Source organism: Pseudomonas sp. AIG, from assembly GCF_977020205.1.
In genome coordinates, this window is sequence record NZ_CDROCK010000086.1 from 1 (window position 1) to 15,217 (window position 15,217).

Sequence of the window (15,217 nt, forward strand, 5' to 3'; positions counted from 1 at the left end):
GGAACCCCGAGCCCCAGCGAGCGGGCCGCACGCAGGAGCAAGCCTTTTGGGTTACCTTTTCGGCGTTTGGAAAAGGTGACCCGCCGTCAGGGCGGAACCCTAAGCAGCCGTTACCGCAGCAACGGATATGTACCCGAAAAAGCCCCTACATATACCGAGATAGACACTCCAACAGGAAAAACGATATTTCCGAACACCCCCAAATCCCCGCTACCCTCAAAAAACCACCACCTCCAATCTCCGCGGGGACTCCATGCCAAGATCCACCCTGAAACCGCTCCTGATCTCCCTGGCCCTGGCCACAACCGCTCCGCTAGCAAACGCCGCCACCACCCTGGTCTACTGCTCCGAAGCCAGCCCGGCAGGCTTCGACCCCAGCCAATACACCAGCGGCACCGACTTCGACGCCTCCGCCGAAACCGTCTTCAACCGCCTAACCCAATTCAAACGAGGCGGCACCGACATCGAACCCGGCCTGGCAACAAAATGGGATATCTCCCCGGATGGCCTGCAATACACCTTCCACCTACGCCAAAACGTAAAATTCCACACCACCGACTACTTCAAACCCACCCGCGACTTCAACGCCGACGACGTGCTCTTCACCTTCCAGCGCCTCCTCGACCCGGACAACGCCTTTCGCAAGGCCTACCCCGCCGAGTCCCCGTACTTCACCGACATGGGCCTGAACACCACGATCAAATCGGTAGAAAAACTCGACGAGCAAACCGTGCGCTTCAACCTCAACAACGTCGACGCCGCGTTCGTGCAAAACCTCGCCATGAGCTTCGCCTCGGTGCAATCAGCTGAATACGCCGCGCAACTGTTGAAGGAAGGCAAAGCCGCCGACCTCAACCAGAAACCGATCGGCACCGGCCCGTTCGTGTTCAAGCGCTACCAAAAGGATTCGCAAATCCGCTACGCCGCCAACACGGCCTACTGGAAACCCGAAGACGTGAAGATCGATAACCTGATTTTCTCGATCACTCCCGACGCCGCCGTGCGCCTGCAGAAGCTCAAGGCCGGCGAATGCCAGGTCAGCGGCTACCCGCGCCCGGCCGACATCGAAGTGATGGAGAAAGACCCGAACCTGCGCGTGCTCAAGCAGGCCGGTTTCAACCTCGGTTTCCTCGCCTACAACACCACCCACGCCCCTCTCGACCAGCTCAAGGTTCGACAGGCGCTGGACATGGCCATCGACAAACCGGCAATCATCAAAGCTGTTTACCAAAGCGCCGGCCAGTTGGCCCAAAACGCTTTGCCGCCGGCGCAATGGTCGTATGACCCGAACATCAAGGACGCCCCCTACGACCCGGTCAAAGCGCGGGTGCTACTGAAAGAAGCAGGGGTTGCGCCGGGTACAACCATCAACCTTTGGGCGATGACAGTGCAGCGTGCGTCGAACCCGAATGCGCGAATGTCGGCGCAGATGATCCAGCAGGATTGGGAGAAAATCGGCATCAAGGCCAACATCGTCAGCTATGAATGGGGCGAGTACATCAAACGCGCGAAAAATGGCGAACACGACGCCATGATCTATGGCTGGACAGGTGACAACGGTGACCCGGACAACTGGCTTGGCGTGCTCTACAGCTGCGCGGCGGTGAAAGGCAGCAACTATGCCAAATGGTGCGATCCGGCCTACGACAAACTGGTGCAGCAGGCCAAATTGTCCACCGACAAAGATCAACGGGTAAAACTGTATCAACAGGCGCAACTGATCCTTAAACAGCAAGTGCCGATCACGCCGATTGCCAACTCCACGGTGTTCCAGCCGCTGCGCAAGGAAGTCACTGACTTCCGCATCAGCCCGTTCGGTCTGACCCCCTTCTATGGCGTGGGTATAAATAAGTAACACCAAGCCCCAAGGCGGCGCGCACAACGTGACCAGCGCACCGTTTTGGGGCTTCATTTGCACCGTAAAAACCACCCGCAAACGGTCAAATGCGTCAGAAGTTATACAGATGCGACATTAAGGTACGTTCGTGCCACGCTTTGAGGCCGGCAGTCACTCTGGATCTTGCAATGGGTATGGCCCCTGCATAAGTATCCGCAGGCACGACTCACGAGGTCGTACCTCACAACTAAAAAATGACAACAAATCATGAGGCCAACATGCTTAAACACGCGGTCATTCCGTTTTTAGTCGGCGCAGGCTTGTTAGCCTCCGCACCTTTCGCATCCGCTGCGACTAACCTGGTGTTCTGCTCCGAAGGCAGCCCGGCCGGTTTCGACCCAGGCCAGTACACCACCGGAACCGACTTCGACGCCTCAGCCGAAACCATGTTCAACCGTCTGACCCAGTTCGAGCGCGGCGGCACCGCCGTGATTCCTGGTCTGGCGACCAAGTGGGACATTTCCGATGATGGCCTGACTTACACCTTCCACCTGCGTGAAGGCGTCAAGTTCCACACCACCCCGTATTTCAAGCCGACTCGTGAGTTCAACGCCGACGACGTGCTGTTCACCTTCAATCGCATGATTAACAAGGATGACCCGTTCCGTAAGGCGTACCCGACCGAATTCCCGTACTTCACCGACATGGGGATGGACACCAACATCACCAAGATCGATAAAGTCGACGACCACACCGTCAAGTTCACGTTGAAAGAAGTCGACGCTGCGTTCATCCAGAACATGGCCATGAGCTTCGCCTCGGTGCAGTCCGCCGAGTACGCAGCGCAGCTGCTGAAAGAAGGCAAAGCCGCCGACATCAACCAGAAGCCGATCGGCACTGGTCCTTTCGTGTTCAAGAGCTACCAGAAAGATTCCAACATCCGGTACACCGGCAACAAGGATTACTGGAAGCCGGATGACGTGAAGATCGACAACCTGATCTTCGCCATCACCACCGACCCGTCGGTACGTATTCAGAAGCTGAAAAAGAACGAGTGCCAGGTCACCCTGTTCCCGCGTCCGGCCGACCTGAAAGCGCTGAAAGAAGACAAGTCGCTGAAGATGCCTGATCAGGCGGGCTTCAACCTCGGCTACATCGCCTACAACGTGATGGACAAGGTCAAGGGCAGCAACGAAGCCAACCCGCTGGCTGACCTGCGCGTCCGTCAGGCGCTGGACATGGCGGTGAACAAGCCGCAGATCATCGACTCGGTTTATCAGGGCGCAGGCCAACTGGCCGTCAACGCCATGCCGCCGACCCAGTGGTCTTACGACACCACCATCAAAGATGCCAAGTACGATCCTGAGAAAGCCAAACAGCTGCTCAAGGAAGCCGGCGTCAAGGAAGGGACCGAGATCGTACTGTGGGCGATGCCGGTGCAGCGTCCATACAACCCGAACGCTAAACTGATGGCTGAAATGCTCCAGTCCGACTGGGCCAAGATCGGCTTGAAAGTGAAGATCACCAGCTACGAGTGGGGCGAGTACATCAAGCGCTCCAAAGGTGGCGAGAACCAGGCGATGATCATTGGCTGGAGCGGTGACAATGGTGATCCGGACAACTGGCTGAACGTGCTGTTCGGCTGCGACTCGCTCAGCGGCAACAACTTCTCCAAGTGGTGCGACAAGAAGTTCGATGGCCTCGTCAAAGAAGCCAAGCGCACAACCGACCAAGGTAAGCGCACCGAACTGTACAAAGAGGCACAACACGTCCTCAAAGATGCAGTCCCGATGACACCTATCGCTCACTCGACGGTGTACCAACCCATGCGCGCCAACGTGCAGGACTTCAAGATCAGCCCATTCGGCTTGAACTCCTTCTACGGCGTCAGCGTCAGCAAATAAGGCACTGCAGCGGCGACGTTTTTGACGTCGCCGTTGTTTTACCTGCCGGTAAGTTAGGAAATTGCCTACAGCCAATTCCGCTGCGGATTACCACAGTGGTATAGGACGCGTCGCCTTTTCCTACGAGCTTTAAGGCATTTACGCATTTACTGCCAGGACCGCGGCCCCTACCGTCGGGTACTGACCAGTTTCTGCGTGGGCCACCGGTTTGCTGCACGTACTGGATTGAGCTCAATGCTGCCAAAACGTCTCCGGATGAGACGACGGTGCATTGAACAACACTAAAAAAGAGGGAGCGTCATGCGCCATACCTTGATTTTTTCCGCATTGCTGGGCGCCGGCCTGTTGGCCGCCTCGTCCGCCAGTTTCGCCGCCAGCAAAAGTCTGGTGTTCTGCTCTGAAGGCAGCCCGGCGGGTTTTGATACCGCGCAGTACACGACGGCCACCGATAACGACGCCGCCGAACCGCTGTACAACCGCTTGGTCGAGTTCGAAAAAGGTGCGACCAATGTTGTACCTGGCCTGGCAACCCAGTGGGATATTTCCGAGGATGGCCTCAAGTACACCTTTCACCTGCGTGAAGGTGTGAAGTTTCATACAACGCCGTACTTCAAGCCGACCCGCGATTTCAACGCCGATGACGTGTTGTTCACGTTTAATCGCATGCTGGATGCACAGCAACCTTTCCGTAAGGCTTACCCCACCGAATTCCCGTACTTCAACGGCATGAGCCTGAACAAGAACATCGCCAAGGTCGAGAAGACCGGGCCGCTGACCGTGGAGTTCACGCTCAACAGCGTCGACGCCGCGTTCATTCAGAACATCGCCATGAGCTTCGCCTCCATTCTGTCCGCCGAATACGCCGACAAACTGCTGGCCGAAGGCAAGCCGAGCGACATCAACCAGAAACCGATCGGCACCGGGCCGTTCGTGTTCAAGAGTTATCAGAAAGACTCGAACATCCGTTACACCGGTAATAAACATTACTGGGATCCGAGCCGGGTCAAACTCGACAATCTGATCTTTTCAATCAACACCGACGCCTCGGTGCGCGTGCAGAAGCTCAAGGCCGGCGAATGCCAGATCACCCTGCATCCGCGCCCTGCCGATGTGGAAGCGCTGAAGGCCGACCCGAAACTGCAACTGATTTCCAAGCCGGGTTTCAACCTCGGCTACATCGCCTACAACGTCCGCCACAAGCCTTTCGACCAGCTCGAAGTGCGCCAGGCGCTGGACATGGCGGTGAATAAACAGGGGATTCTCAACGCTGTTTATCAAGGCGCCGGCCAACTGGCCGTCAACGCCATGCCGCCGACCCAGTGGTCTTACGACGACAGCATCAAAGACGCCGCCTACAACCCGGAAAAAGCCAAAGAGCTGCTCAAGGCTGCCGGCGTCAAAGAAGGCACCGAGATCACCCTGTGGGCGATGCCGGTGCAGCGTCCGTACAATCCCAACGCCAAACTGATGGCCGAAATGCTCCAGGCTGACTGGGCGAAGATCGGTCTGAAAGTGAAGATCGTCAGTTACGAATGGGGCGAGTACATCAAGCGCACCAAGAACGGCGAGCACGACATCAGCCTGATCGGCTGGACCGGTGACAATGGGGATCCGGACAACTGGCTTGGCACGCTGTACAGCTGCGATGCCATCGGCGGCAACAACTACTCCATGTGGTGCGATCCGGCTTACGACAAGCTGATCAAAGAGGCCAAGGTCGTCACCGACCGCGACCAGCGCACCGTGCTCTACAAACAGGCTCAGCAATTGCTTAAACAGCAAGTGCCGATCACGCCTGTCGCCCACTCGACGGTCAACCAACCGTTAAGCGCGAGGATCGAAGGGTTCAAAGTCAGCCCGTTCGGTCGCAACGTGTTCTCGGGTGTCGGTATCGATTAAACCAACCGTTTTAGCCGCAACGCTGAGGGGCGCTGTCTAGCCCCTCACGCAAGCGCTTTGCCGAAATTCGCCAATCCGGCATTTTGCAAACGTTTGCGATGTGTGAATGAGTTCTAAACCAATAACCGGCATACCAAAAAAGCCGGCATAAAAAGAAAGTAAAGGAGCTTCACCCATGAAACTGAGCAGCACCGCGATACTGGCCCTGGCCATCAGCAGCATCACCGCCACGGCGTACGCAGAACCAGCAAGTCAGGAGTTCGTCCCTACCACATTGGCCGGCAGTAGCGCCCAAAGCGAGGCCAAAGGCTTTATCGATGGACAAAGCCTGGGCGGCACAACCCGTAACTGGTACGCCAATGAACTGAAGCGTCGTGACGACCGTTTCAGCTACGTGAAAAACAGCGACAAGAACACTTCGCCAGTGGTCAAGACACCGACCCCGCGTCGTATCAACTGGGTGCAAGGCACCATCGTCAACTACACCTCGGGCTTCACCCAAGGCACCGTTGGCGTCAGCACTGAAGTCGCCGCTTACAACGCCATCGTTCTGGACCGTGACCGCAAGGACATTGCCGGCGGTTCCAACCGTACTCTGGCGCACTCCGACGGCGACGCTGTCGACCAGTGGAGCAAACTGGGTCTGGCCAACGTCAAACTGCGTGTCTCCAACACCACGCTGACCGCCGGTCGTCAGAACTTCAGCACGCCGATCGTCGATGTCATCGGCAACCGTCCGCTGCCTTCGAGCTTTGAGGGTATTACCCTGCACAGCGAAGAGTTCAACAACCTGTCGTTCGACCTCGGTGGCTTCGACCGTGTTTCGCCACGTACCGAGCAGAGCCTGTCGAAATTCCGCACCGAGTACTCGGCCACTGGCGTTGAGACCGACAAGGTCTACATCGCCGGCGTCAACTACCAGCCGTTCAAGAGTCTGAAAACCAGCCTGTACGGCTCCAACGTCGAAGACTTCTGGAACCAGTACTACTTCGGTGCCACCCACGAACTGGGTGACAGCCAGGTGCTGAGCCTGACCACCGGTCTGAACTACTACAAGACCGTCGACGAAGGCAAAAAGCTGATGGGCGAGATCGACAACGATACTTACTCGCTGTCGCTGGGTCTGGCTCACCAGGCTCACAGCCTGACCTTCTCGTACCAGGAAGTGAATGGCGACACCTACTTCGACTACCTGCACGAAACCAACGGCATCTACCTGGCCAACTCCCTGCTGTCGGACTTCAACGGCCCGAACGAGAAGTCCTTCCAGATCGCCTACGGCATCAACATGGCCGAATATGGCGTGCCAGGCCTGAAGTTCAACATCTACCAGGCACGCGGCTGGGGCATTGACGGTACTCACTACCGTGGCACCGCCTACACCGACCCGGGCGCCAAGCGCGGCGACCTGAGCCTGATGGACGGCGAAACTCACTACGAATACGGCATCGGTGCTTCCTACGCCGTGCAGAGCGGCCCGCTCAAAGCCACCGCGATTCGCGCGACGTACACCACGCACCGCGCCAGCGAGCATCAGGCTGACGGCAACATCAACGAGTTCCGTCTCGTGACCACCATTCCATTCAACATCCTGTAAAAAACGCCAACCGACGGCTGACTCATGATGAGTCGGCCGTTCGGTTTTTTGTCTTCAACCGATTGCAGAGGGTTATCGATGAAAATGCTTCCCCTACGTGCGGCCGTCGCTGCCGCTTTGCTGAGTGCCGCTCTCGGCGTCTCGGCCAAACCCTTGGTGGTCTGCACCGAAGCCAGTCCGGAAGGCTTCGATATGGTCCAGTACACAACTGCAGTCACGGCGGACGCTGTGGCCGAAACCATCTTCAACCGCCTGGCCGACTTCAAGCCTGGCACCACTGAAGTGATCCCGGCTCTCGCCGAGTCCTGGGACATCAGCGAAGACGGCCTGACCTACACGTTCCACCTGCGCAAAGGCGTCAAGTTTCACACCACCGAATACTTCAAGCCGACCCGCGACATGAACGCCGACGATGTGGTCTGGAGCTTCCAGCGTCAGCTGGACCCGAATCACCCATGGCACAAACTGTCGAGCGTGGGCTTCCCGTACTTTGAAAGCATGGGCTTCAAGGAACTGCTGAAAAACGTCGAAAAAGTCGACGACAACACCGTCAAGTTCACCCTGACCCGCCGCGAAGCGCCGTTCCTGGCCGATATCGCGATGGCGTTCTCCTCGATCTACCCGGCCGAATACGCCGACCAGCTGCTCAAAGCCAACAAGACCGGCGACCTCAACAACAAACCGATCGGCACCGGCCCGTTCATCTTCCAGCGTTATGCAAAAGACGCGCAGGTGCGTTTCAAGGCCAACCCGGATTACTTCCGTGGCAAGGCGCCGGCTGACGCGCTGATCCTGGCCATCGCCACCGACAACAACGTGCGCCTGCAGAAGCTCAAGGCCAACGAGTGCCAGATCGCCCTGTATCCAAAACCGGACGACATCCCGAGCATCAAGAAAGACAGCAACCTGAAAGTCGATGAACTGGACGCGATGACCGTCTCGTACATCGCCATGAACACCCAGCACAAGTACATGAGCGACGTGCGCGTGCGCAAAGCCATCGACATCGCGTTCGACAAGGAAGCCTATGTCAACGCGCTGTTCGGCAAAGGCAATGCGTCGGTCGCGGTCAACCCGTACCCGCCGACCCTGCTCGGCTACAACCACGACCTGAAGAACCCGCCACGTGACCTCGACAAGGCCCGCGCCCTGCTCAAGGAAGCCGGGGTTCCGGAAGGCACCGTGTTTACCCTGTTTACCCGCAACGGCGGCGGCCCGACCAACCCGAATCCGATGCTCGGCGCGCAAATGATGCAGGCTGACCTGGCGAAAGTCGGGATCAAGATCGACATTCGCGTGATGGAATGGGGCGAAATGCTTAAACGCGCCAAGGCCGGCGAGCACGATATGGTCTCGGCCGGATGGGCGGGCGACAACGGCGACCCGGATAACTTCCTGACGCCTATGCTCAGTTGTGAAGCAGCCAAGAACGGCGAAAACTACGCACGCTGGTGCAACGAGAAATTCCAGGCACTGCTGGATGAAGCACGGGCTAAAGTAGATCCGGCCGAACGCGCGAAACTCTATGAGCAGGCTCAGGTCCTGTTTAATCAGGATCAACCGTGGATCAGCATGGCCCACACCCGGATGTTTACTGCAATGCGCAACAACGTAGAGGGCTATCACATCAGCCCTCTCACCACTAATAACTTTGCCACCACCCAGGTGAAGTAGATAAGAAACTCCCGGTGTTCCTGAACCCAGGGACACCGGGCACGCCTAACCGGCTGATGAGGTACCACACAAGATGTTTAGTTTTATTGCCCGCCGACTGGGGTTATTGATCCCCACGTTTTTCGGCATCACCTTGCTGACTTTCGCGTTGATTCGCATGATTCCGGGCGACCCCGTGGAAGTGATGATGGGCGAACGTCGGGTCGACCCCGAAATGCACGCTCAGGCAATGGAACGCCTAGGTCTGAACAAGCCGCTGTACGCCCAGTATCTGGACTACATCGGCAAACTGGCTCAAGGCGATCTCGGCGAATCCCTGCGTACGCGTGAAAGCGTATGGACCGAGTTCACCTCACTCTTCCCGGCGACCCTGGAACTGTCCATGGCCGCCCTGCTGTTCGCCGGCATCCTCGGTCTTCTGGCCGGGGTGATCGCGGCACTCAAGCGAGGATCGCTGTTCGACCACGGGGTGATGGGCATCTCCCTCGCGGGGTATTCGATGCCGATCTTCTGGTGGGGCCTGATCCTGATCATGTTCTTCTCGGTGAGCCTCGGCTGGACGCCGGTTTCCGGACGGATCGATTTGCTCTACGACATCGAGCCGCGCACCGGCTTCATGTTGATCGACACGCTGCTGGCCGATGACGTCGGTGCGTTCTTCGATGCCCTGCATCACCTGATCCTGCCGGCCATCGTGCTCGGCACCATTCCGCTGGCAGTGATCGCGCGGATGACCCGTTCGTCGATGCTCGAAGTATTGCGCGAAGACTACATCCGCACCGCCAAGGCCAAAGGCCTGTCGCCGTCGCGCGTGGTGTTCGTGCACGGTCTGCGTAACGCGCTGATTCCGGTACTCACTGTGGTCGGCCTGCAAGTCGGCACATTGCTGGCCGGTGCGGTTCTGACCGAAACCATCTTCTCCTGGCCCGGCATCGGTAAATGGCTGATCGAAGCCATCGGCGCCCGGGACTACCCGGTTGTGCAAAACGGCATCCTGTTAATCGCCTGCCTGGTGATTCTGGTCAACTTCGTAGTGGACATCCTCTACGGCTTTGCCAACCCACGCATCCGTCATCAGCGCTGAGGTCCAATCCAATGAGCACTCCAACTTCCTCAGTAGCCACCGCCGCTTCCAGCGCGGATCAAAGTCTGCTGTACCCGTCACCGTACAAAGAGTTCTGGCAAGCCTTCTCCAAGAACAAGGGCGCGGTTGCCGGCCTGCTGTTCATGTTGCTGGTGATCTTCTGCGCGCTTTTCGCGCCGTGGGTCGCGCCGCACAACCCGAGCGAGCAATACCGCGACTTCCTGCTGACGCCACCGGCGTGGCTGGAAGGCGGGCAGATGCAATTCCTGCTCGGCACCGATGAACTCGGTCGCGACCTGCTGTCGCGTCTGATCCAGGGTTCGCGCCTGTCGCTGCTGATCGGCCTGTCGTCGGTCGTCATGTCGCTGATTCCGGGGATTCTGCTGGGGCTGTTCGCCGGTTTCTTCCCGAAGATGATCGGCCCGACCATCATGCGTCTGATGGACATCATGCTGGCCCTGCCGTCGCTGCTGCTGGCTGTGGCGATTGTCGCCATCCTCGGCCCTGGCCTGATCAACACCGTGATCGCCATTGCTGTGGTATCCCTGCCGTCCTACGTACGTCTGACCCGCGCTGCGGTGATGGGCGAACTGAACCGCGACTACGTGACCGCCGCGCGCCTGGCCGGTGCCGGTCTGCCACGTCTGATGTTCATCACCGTGCTGCCGAACTGCATGGCGCCGCTGATCGTGCAGGCGACCTTAAGCTTCTCCTCGGCGATTCTCGATGCCGCAGCGTTGGGCTTCCTCGGCCTTGGCGTACAACCGCCAACCCCTGAGTGGGGCACCATGCTGGCCTCGGCCCGCGACTACATCGAACGCGCCTGGTGGGTCGTCAGCCTGCCTGGTTTGACCATTTTGCTCAGCGTGCTGGCAATCAACTTGATGGGCGACGGTCTGCGCGATGCGCTGGACCCGAAACTCAAGAACGCCGCCTGAGGAGATTCCCATGTCACTGCTAGAAATCAAGAATCTCAACGTTCGCTTCGGCGACAAGACCGCGACCCCGGTGGTCGACGGCCTCGATCTGAAAGTCGACAAAGGCGAAGTACTGGCCATCGTCGGCGAGTCGGGCTCGGGCAAATCCGTGACCATGATGGCGCTGATGGGGCTGATCGAGCACCCCGGCATCGTCACCGCCGACGCGCTCAGCTTTGATGGCAAAGACATGCTCAAGCTGAGCAACCGTCAGCGTCGGCAGATCGTCGGCAAAGACCTGTCGATGGTCTTTCAGGACCCGATGACCGCGCTGAACCCGAGCTACACCGTCGGTTTCCAGATCGAAGAAGTGCTGCGTCTGCACCTGAAGATGTCTGGCAAGCAAGCGCGCAAACGTGCGATCGAACTGCTGGAAAAAGTCGAAATCCCGGGCGCCGCCAGCCGTATGGACGCCTACCCGCATCAACTCTCCGGCGGTATGAGCCAGCGCGTTGCAATCGCCATGGCGATTGCCGGCGAGCCGAAACTGCTGATCGCCGACGAACCGACCACGGCTTTGGACGTGACGATTCAGGCGCAGATCATGGATCTGCTGCTGGCGTTGCAGAAAGAACAGAACATGGGCCTGGTGCTGATCACTCACGACCTCGCGGTCGTGGCGGAAACTGCCCAGCGCGTCTGCGTGATGTACGCCGGGCAAGCCGTTGAAGTCGGCCAGGTGCCGCAACTGTTCGACGTCCCTGCACACCCGTACAGCGAAGCGCTGCTCAAAGCGATTCCCGAACACAGCCTGGGTGCCGCACGCCTGTCGACCCTGCCGGGCATCGTTCCGGGCCGTTACGACCGTCCGCAGGGTTGTCTGCTGTCGCCGCGCTGCCCGTACGTGCAGGACAGCTGCCGCGCGCAGCGTCCAGGCCTTGATCCGAAAGCCCACAGCCTCGCCCGCTGCTTCTTCCCGCTGAACCAGGAGGTGGCGTAATGGCCGTCGTACTTACCGCCCGCGACCTGACCCGTCACTACGAAGTCTCCCGTGGCCTGTTCAAGGGCCACGCGACCGTGCGCGCACTGAACGGCGTGTCGTTCGAACTGGAAGCCGGCAAGACCCTCGCCGTTGTGGGTGAGTCGGGCTGCGGCAAATCCACCCTCGCCCGTGCGTTGACGCTGATTGAAGACCCGTCTTCCGGCTCGCTGAAAATCGCCGGCCAGGAAGTCGCCGGCGCCGACAAGGCCCAGCGCAAGCAACTGCGCAAAGACGTGCAGATGGTGTTTCAGAGCCCGTACGCGTCGTTGAATCCACGGCAGAAAGTCGGTGACCAGCTCGGCGAACCGCTGCTGATCAACACCAACCTCTCCGCCGCCGAACGTCGCGAGAAAGTCCAGGCGATGATGAAGCAGGTCGGCTTGCGTCCCGAGCACTACCAGCGTTATCCGCACATGTTTTCCGGCGGTCAGCGTCAGCGTATCGCCCTGGCGCGCGCCATGATGTTGCAACCGAAAGTGTTGGTGGCGGATGAACCGACCTCGGCACTGGACGTGTCGATTCAGGCGCAGGTACTGAACCTGTTCATGGATCTGCAGCAGGAGTTCAACACCGCGTACGTGTTCATCTCGCACAACCTGGCGGTGGTGCAACACGTGGCCGATGACGTGATGGTGATGTACCTCGGTCGCCCGGTGGAACTGGGGCCGAAGAACGACATTTACGAGCGTCCACTGCACCCGTACACCCAGGCGCTGCTGTCGGCGACCCCGACCATTCACCCGGACCCGAACAAGCCGAAAATCAAGATCGTCGGCGAACTGCCCAACCCGCTGAACCCGCCACCGGGCTGTGCTTTCCACAAGCGCTGCCCGTATGCGACCGAGCGTTGCAGCACGGAAGAGCCGGCGTTGCGCCAGCTCGACAGCCGGCAGGTGGCTTGCCACTACGCCGAGCAGTTCCTCGACGGCGCGGCGTAGGCAAATCTGGAGAGCGATACAAAACACTGTGGGAGCGAGCTTGCTCGCGAAGGCGCTGGATCATTCAACATAGATGTCGCCTGATACACCGCTTTCGCGAGCAAGCTCGCTCCCACAGGGATCGCATTTCAAACAGAGTGACGTGTTAACCAAACCCCTCCCACCTCGATTGCGCATCAGTCGGGGCAGAAGGGGTTTTCTTTTGCCTGCGATTTACGTCTGGCTGTCGCCGTCGTCCGGATCATCAGTGTCCGGCTCGTCGGTGGTCGAGTCGTCATCGTCTTTACTGCCGCCCTGGTCCTGATCACCCGGCTCGGACTCAGACTTGGCGAGCATCAAGCCGCTGTGCCCGACCTGGCCGTTGAACGCCTGAGAATCGTGATCCTCGCACTCGGCCCAGGCCGTCGCGGTGCCGAGGGACAGCATGACCATCACTTTCAATAGCAATAAAACCCGTAGCAATCTGCTTTTCATAGCCGACTCCATCCTTTTTCAGGTGAGACATTCGTGCCTGACTGGCGCTGTGTGAAATCTAGTTCCGATCCATCGGGTTCACCAGATAGGACGCTAACGAGCGCGCAGAAATGCCCTCAGCAGACAGATTGCTTTCGAATAACGCCAATAGCCGGATCAGCTAAGCGAGCGGGCGCAGGCGGGTGGCCTGCCAAGTCAACGGCATGGAAATCAACACCATCAGCGCACTCGCCAGCCACACACTGTGGCCACCGAATTGACCGTACAACTGGCCACTGAGTACCGGTGACAACAGCGCACTGGCGCTCCAGCTCATAAAGAACAGGCCAAAGTACTGACCGCTTTTGCCGCCCTGAGCAAAGCGCATGGCCAGCACATTCAGCGGCGGCATGAAAAACGCCTCGCCCAAGGTCCAGATCAGCGTCGACAGGCAAACGTAAAACAGCCCGGAACCGAACGGCAACATGCCGAGCCCGCAGGCCAGCAACACACTGCCGAGCAGCATTTGCCGACGCATGCCCCAACGTTCGCCCCAGTGCGACAGCGGAATCTGCAGGGCGATCACCAACAACGCATTGAGGCCGAACTGCCAACCGATCGCCTCGGTGCTTAACTGATAGTAATCACGCAGGTAGTTGCCCAGCGTGCTGTAGACCGTGTCGAACGCGATGCCAAGCACGGCCGTCGCTGCCAACAACCAGAGGAACGGTTTGTCGCGATACGGCACCCCGGAACCTGCGTCATCAGTGGACTTTTCGTCATTGATCAGCACCGGTCGTTGCCACGTGGTGCGAACAAACCAGAGCAGCGCCAACAACGTCATCGCCGCGCTGCCAAAAAACACCCAGCGAAAATCAGTCTGCGCCAACACCCCGCCCGCCACACCGGCGGCGGCCATCCCAAGGTTGCGCGCCACCCGACTCAACGCCTGCGCACGCGAGCGCTGCGCCACCTCGCAATATTCCATGATCAGCCGCTGATGCAGCGTGCGAATAGCCCCATCGATGGTTCCACTGAGCAACAGCAATGCCGCCAGCAACGGCACTTGCGTGACCAGCCCCAGCAGAATCAGCACCCACACCGAAATAAAGAACAACGCCGCCGTCAGCCGCGCCGTGCGCACATGATCACTGAGCCAGCCACCGAGCATCGAACCGACCAGCAAACCCGCGCCATACGCCGACAGCAACCAGCCAACCGTCTCGATCGCCAGACCCAGCTCCTGACGCAGATACAGCGCCATGAACAGCTTGACCATGCTGCTCAGACGATTGATGAACAACAGCGCCGCGAGCACCCAGGCCATCACGCCGAAATAGCCGTCCAGTCGTAGCAAGTGAGTCAGGCGACTCGTCATTCCGTTGACCTCTCAAAAGCGACTTGCGTGGAGCTGGAACACTAACGGTCAGCACGCGGGTTGTCGCGTTCGAGAACATCGAGATTACAAAAAACCGAGTCGTCCTACAGCCATTGCGCGATAAAGCCGTGCCAAAGATCAAAAGCCCCTCACCCTAACCCTCTCCCAAAGGGAGAGGGAACTGACCGAGGTGTTTGGGCGAGCTACGCCGACGTGCGATACCGAGCCGAACTCAGATTCTGAATCAGATCAAAAGCCCCTCACCCTAGCCCTCTCCCGGAGGGAGAGGGGACTGACCGAGGTGTTTGGGCGAGCTACGCCGACGTGAAATACCGAGTCGAACTCAGACTTTGAAAAACACACAAATCGGCCCCCTCTCCCTCGGGAGAGGGCTGGGGTGAGGGGAAGCACCACCACAAATCCAAAGCCGAACACCCGCGCTCTTCACCACTCAACAGGATGAGCGTTAGCTCGGCTGCAGCTCTTGATCTTGA

General features: G+C 58.9%; 11 protein-coding genes. 9 read left to right on the plus strand and 2 right to left on the minus strand.

Annotated elements, in window-relative coordinates:
* The first annotated feature begins 253 nt into the window (after window positions 1-253).
* From ACWR1S_RS29650 to ACWR1S_RS29690, 9 genes are all read left to right on the plus strand, one after another.
* Window positions 254-1,855: an ABC transporter substrate-binding protein gene (locus ACWR1S_RS29650; protein WP_454565988.1), complete on the plus strand. Its 1,602-nt coding sequence runs from the start codon at window positions 254-256 to the stop codon at window positions 1,853-1,855.
* A 260-nt stretch (window positions 1,856-2,115) separates the two neighbouring features.
* Window positions 2,116-3,741 (plus strand): ABC transporter substrate-binding protein, encoded by a 1,626-nt coding sequence (locus tag ACWR1S_RS29655; protein WP_127925815.1) that lies wholly within the window; start codon window positions 2,116-2,118, stop codon window positions 3,739-3,741.
* Between the two features lie 300 nt (window positions 3,742-4,041).
* Window positions 4,042-5,640, plus strand: coding sequence for an ABC transporter substrate-binding protein (locus ACWR1S_RS29660; RefSeq protein WP_454565989.1), 1,599 nt, complete (start codon window positions 4,042-4,044; stop codon window positions 5,638-5,640).
* Window positions 5,641-5,815: 175 nt separating this feature from the next.
* Window positions 5,816-7,237 (plus strand): OprD family porin, encoded by a 1,422-nt coding sequence (locus tag ACWR1S_RS29665; RefSeq protein WP_454565990.1) that lies wholly within the window; start codon window positions 5,816-5,818, stop codon window positions 7,235-7,237.
* A gap of 78 nt (window positions 7,238-7,315) precedes the next feature.
* Complete coding sequence (locus ACWR1S_RS29670; protein WP_454565991.1) at window positions 7,316-8,911, plus strand: ABC transporter substrate-binding protein; 1,596 nt, start codon at window positions 7,316-7,318, stop codon at window positions 8,909-8,911.
* 73 nt (window positions 8,912-8,984) lie between these two features.
* Window positions 8,985-9,995, plus strand: a complete 1,011-nt coding sequence (locus ACWR1S_RS29675) for an ABC transporter permease subunit (protein ID WP_007917620.1) — start codon at window positions 8,985-8,987, stop codon at window positions 9,993-9,995.
* A gap of 11 nt (window positions 9,996-10,006) precedes the next feature.
* Window positions 10,007-10,933 carry an ABC transporter permease subunit gene (locus ACWR1S_RS29680; RefSeq protein ID WP_454565992.1) on the plus strand — a complete coding sequence of 309 codons (927 nt, stop codon included), beginning with the start codon at window positions 10,007-10,009 and terminating at the stop codon, window positions 10,931-10,933.
* A 10-nt stretch (window positions 10,934-10,943) separates the two neighbouring features.
* The gene (locus ACWR1S_RS29685; protein ID WP_102900707.1) at window positions 10,944-11,912 is read left to right on the plus strand and encodes an ABC transporter ATP-binding protein; all 969 of its coding nucleotides are present in this window, start codon (window positions 10,944-10,946) and stop codon (window positions 11,910-11,912) included.
* Complete coding sequence (locus ACWR1S_RS29690) at window positions 11,912-12,892, plus strand: peptide ABC transporter ATP-binding protein (RefSeq protein WP_007917625.1); 981 nt, start codon at window positions 11,912-11,914, stop codon at window positions 12,890-12,892. Before ACWR1S_RS29685 ends, ACWR1S_RS29690 begins: the two co-directional genes overlap by 1 nt.
* Window positions 12,893-13,105: 213 nt before the next feature.
* On the opposite strand, the gene ACWR1S_RS29695 is transcribed toward ACWR1S_RS29690, so the two are convergent.
* Both ACWR1S_RS29695 and ACWR1S_RS29700 read right to left on the minus strand, forming a co-directional pair.
* Window positions 13,106-13,366: a hypothetical protein gene (locus ACWR1S_RS29695; protein ID WP_454565993.1), complete on the minus strand. Its 261-nt coding sequence runs from the start codon at window positions 13,364-13,366 to the stop codon at window positions 13,106-13,108.
* Between the two features lie 160 nt (window positions 13,367-13,526).
* Complete coding sequence (locus tag ACWR1S_RS29700) at window positions 13,527-14,723, minus strand: MFS transporter (protein ID WP_454565994.1); 1,197 nt, start codon at window positions 14,721-14,723, stop codon at window positions 13,527-13,529.
* Window positions 14,724-15,217 lie beyond the last annotated feature (494 nt).

Coding starts and splice junctions, on each gene's coding strand:
- ACWR1S_RS29650 (WP_454565988.1), top strand. CDS start 254: ATGCCAAGATCCACCCTGAAACCGCTCCTGATCTCCCTGGCCCTGGCC.
- ACWR1S_RS29655 (WP_127925815.1), top strand. CDS start 2,116: ATGCTTAAACACGCGGTCATTCCGTTTTTAGTCGGCGCAGGCTTGTTA.
- ACWR1S_RS29660 (WP_454565989.1), top strand. CDS start 4,042: ATGCGCCATACCTTGATTTTTTCCGCATTGCTGGGCGCCGGCCTGTTG.
- ACWR1S_RS29665 (WP_454565990.1), top strand. CDS start 5,816: ATGAAACTGAGCAGCACCGCGATACTGGCCCTGGCCATCAGCAGCATC.
- ACWR1S_RS29670 (WP_454565991.1), top strand. CDS start 7,316: ATGAAAATGCTTCCCCTACGTGCGGCCGTCGCTGCCGCTTTGCTGAGT.
- ACWR1S_RS29675 (WP_007917620.1), top strand. CDS start 8,985: ATGTTTAGTTTTATTGCCCGCCGACTGGGGTTATTGATCCCCACGTTT.
- ACWR1S_RS29680 (WP_454565992.1), top strand. CDS start 10,007: ATGAGCACTCCAACTTCCTCAGTAGCCACCGCCGCTTCCAGCGCGGAT.
- ACWR1S_RS29685 (WP_102900707.1), top strand. CDS start 10,944: ATGTCACTGCTAGAAATCAAGAATCTCAACGTTCGCTTCGGCGACAAG.
- ACWR1S_RS29690 (WP_007917625.1), top strand. CDS start 11,912: ATGGCCGTCGTACTTACCGCCCGCGACCTGACCCGTCACTACGAAGTC.
- ACWR1S_RS29695 (WP_454565993.1), bottom strand. CDS start 13,366: ATGAAAAGCAGATTGCTACGGGTTTTATTGCTATTGAAAGTGATGGTC.
- ACWR1S_RS29700 (WP_454565994.1), bottom strand. CDS start 14,723: ATGACGAGTCGCCTGACTCACTTGCTACGACTGGACGGCTATTTCGGC.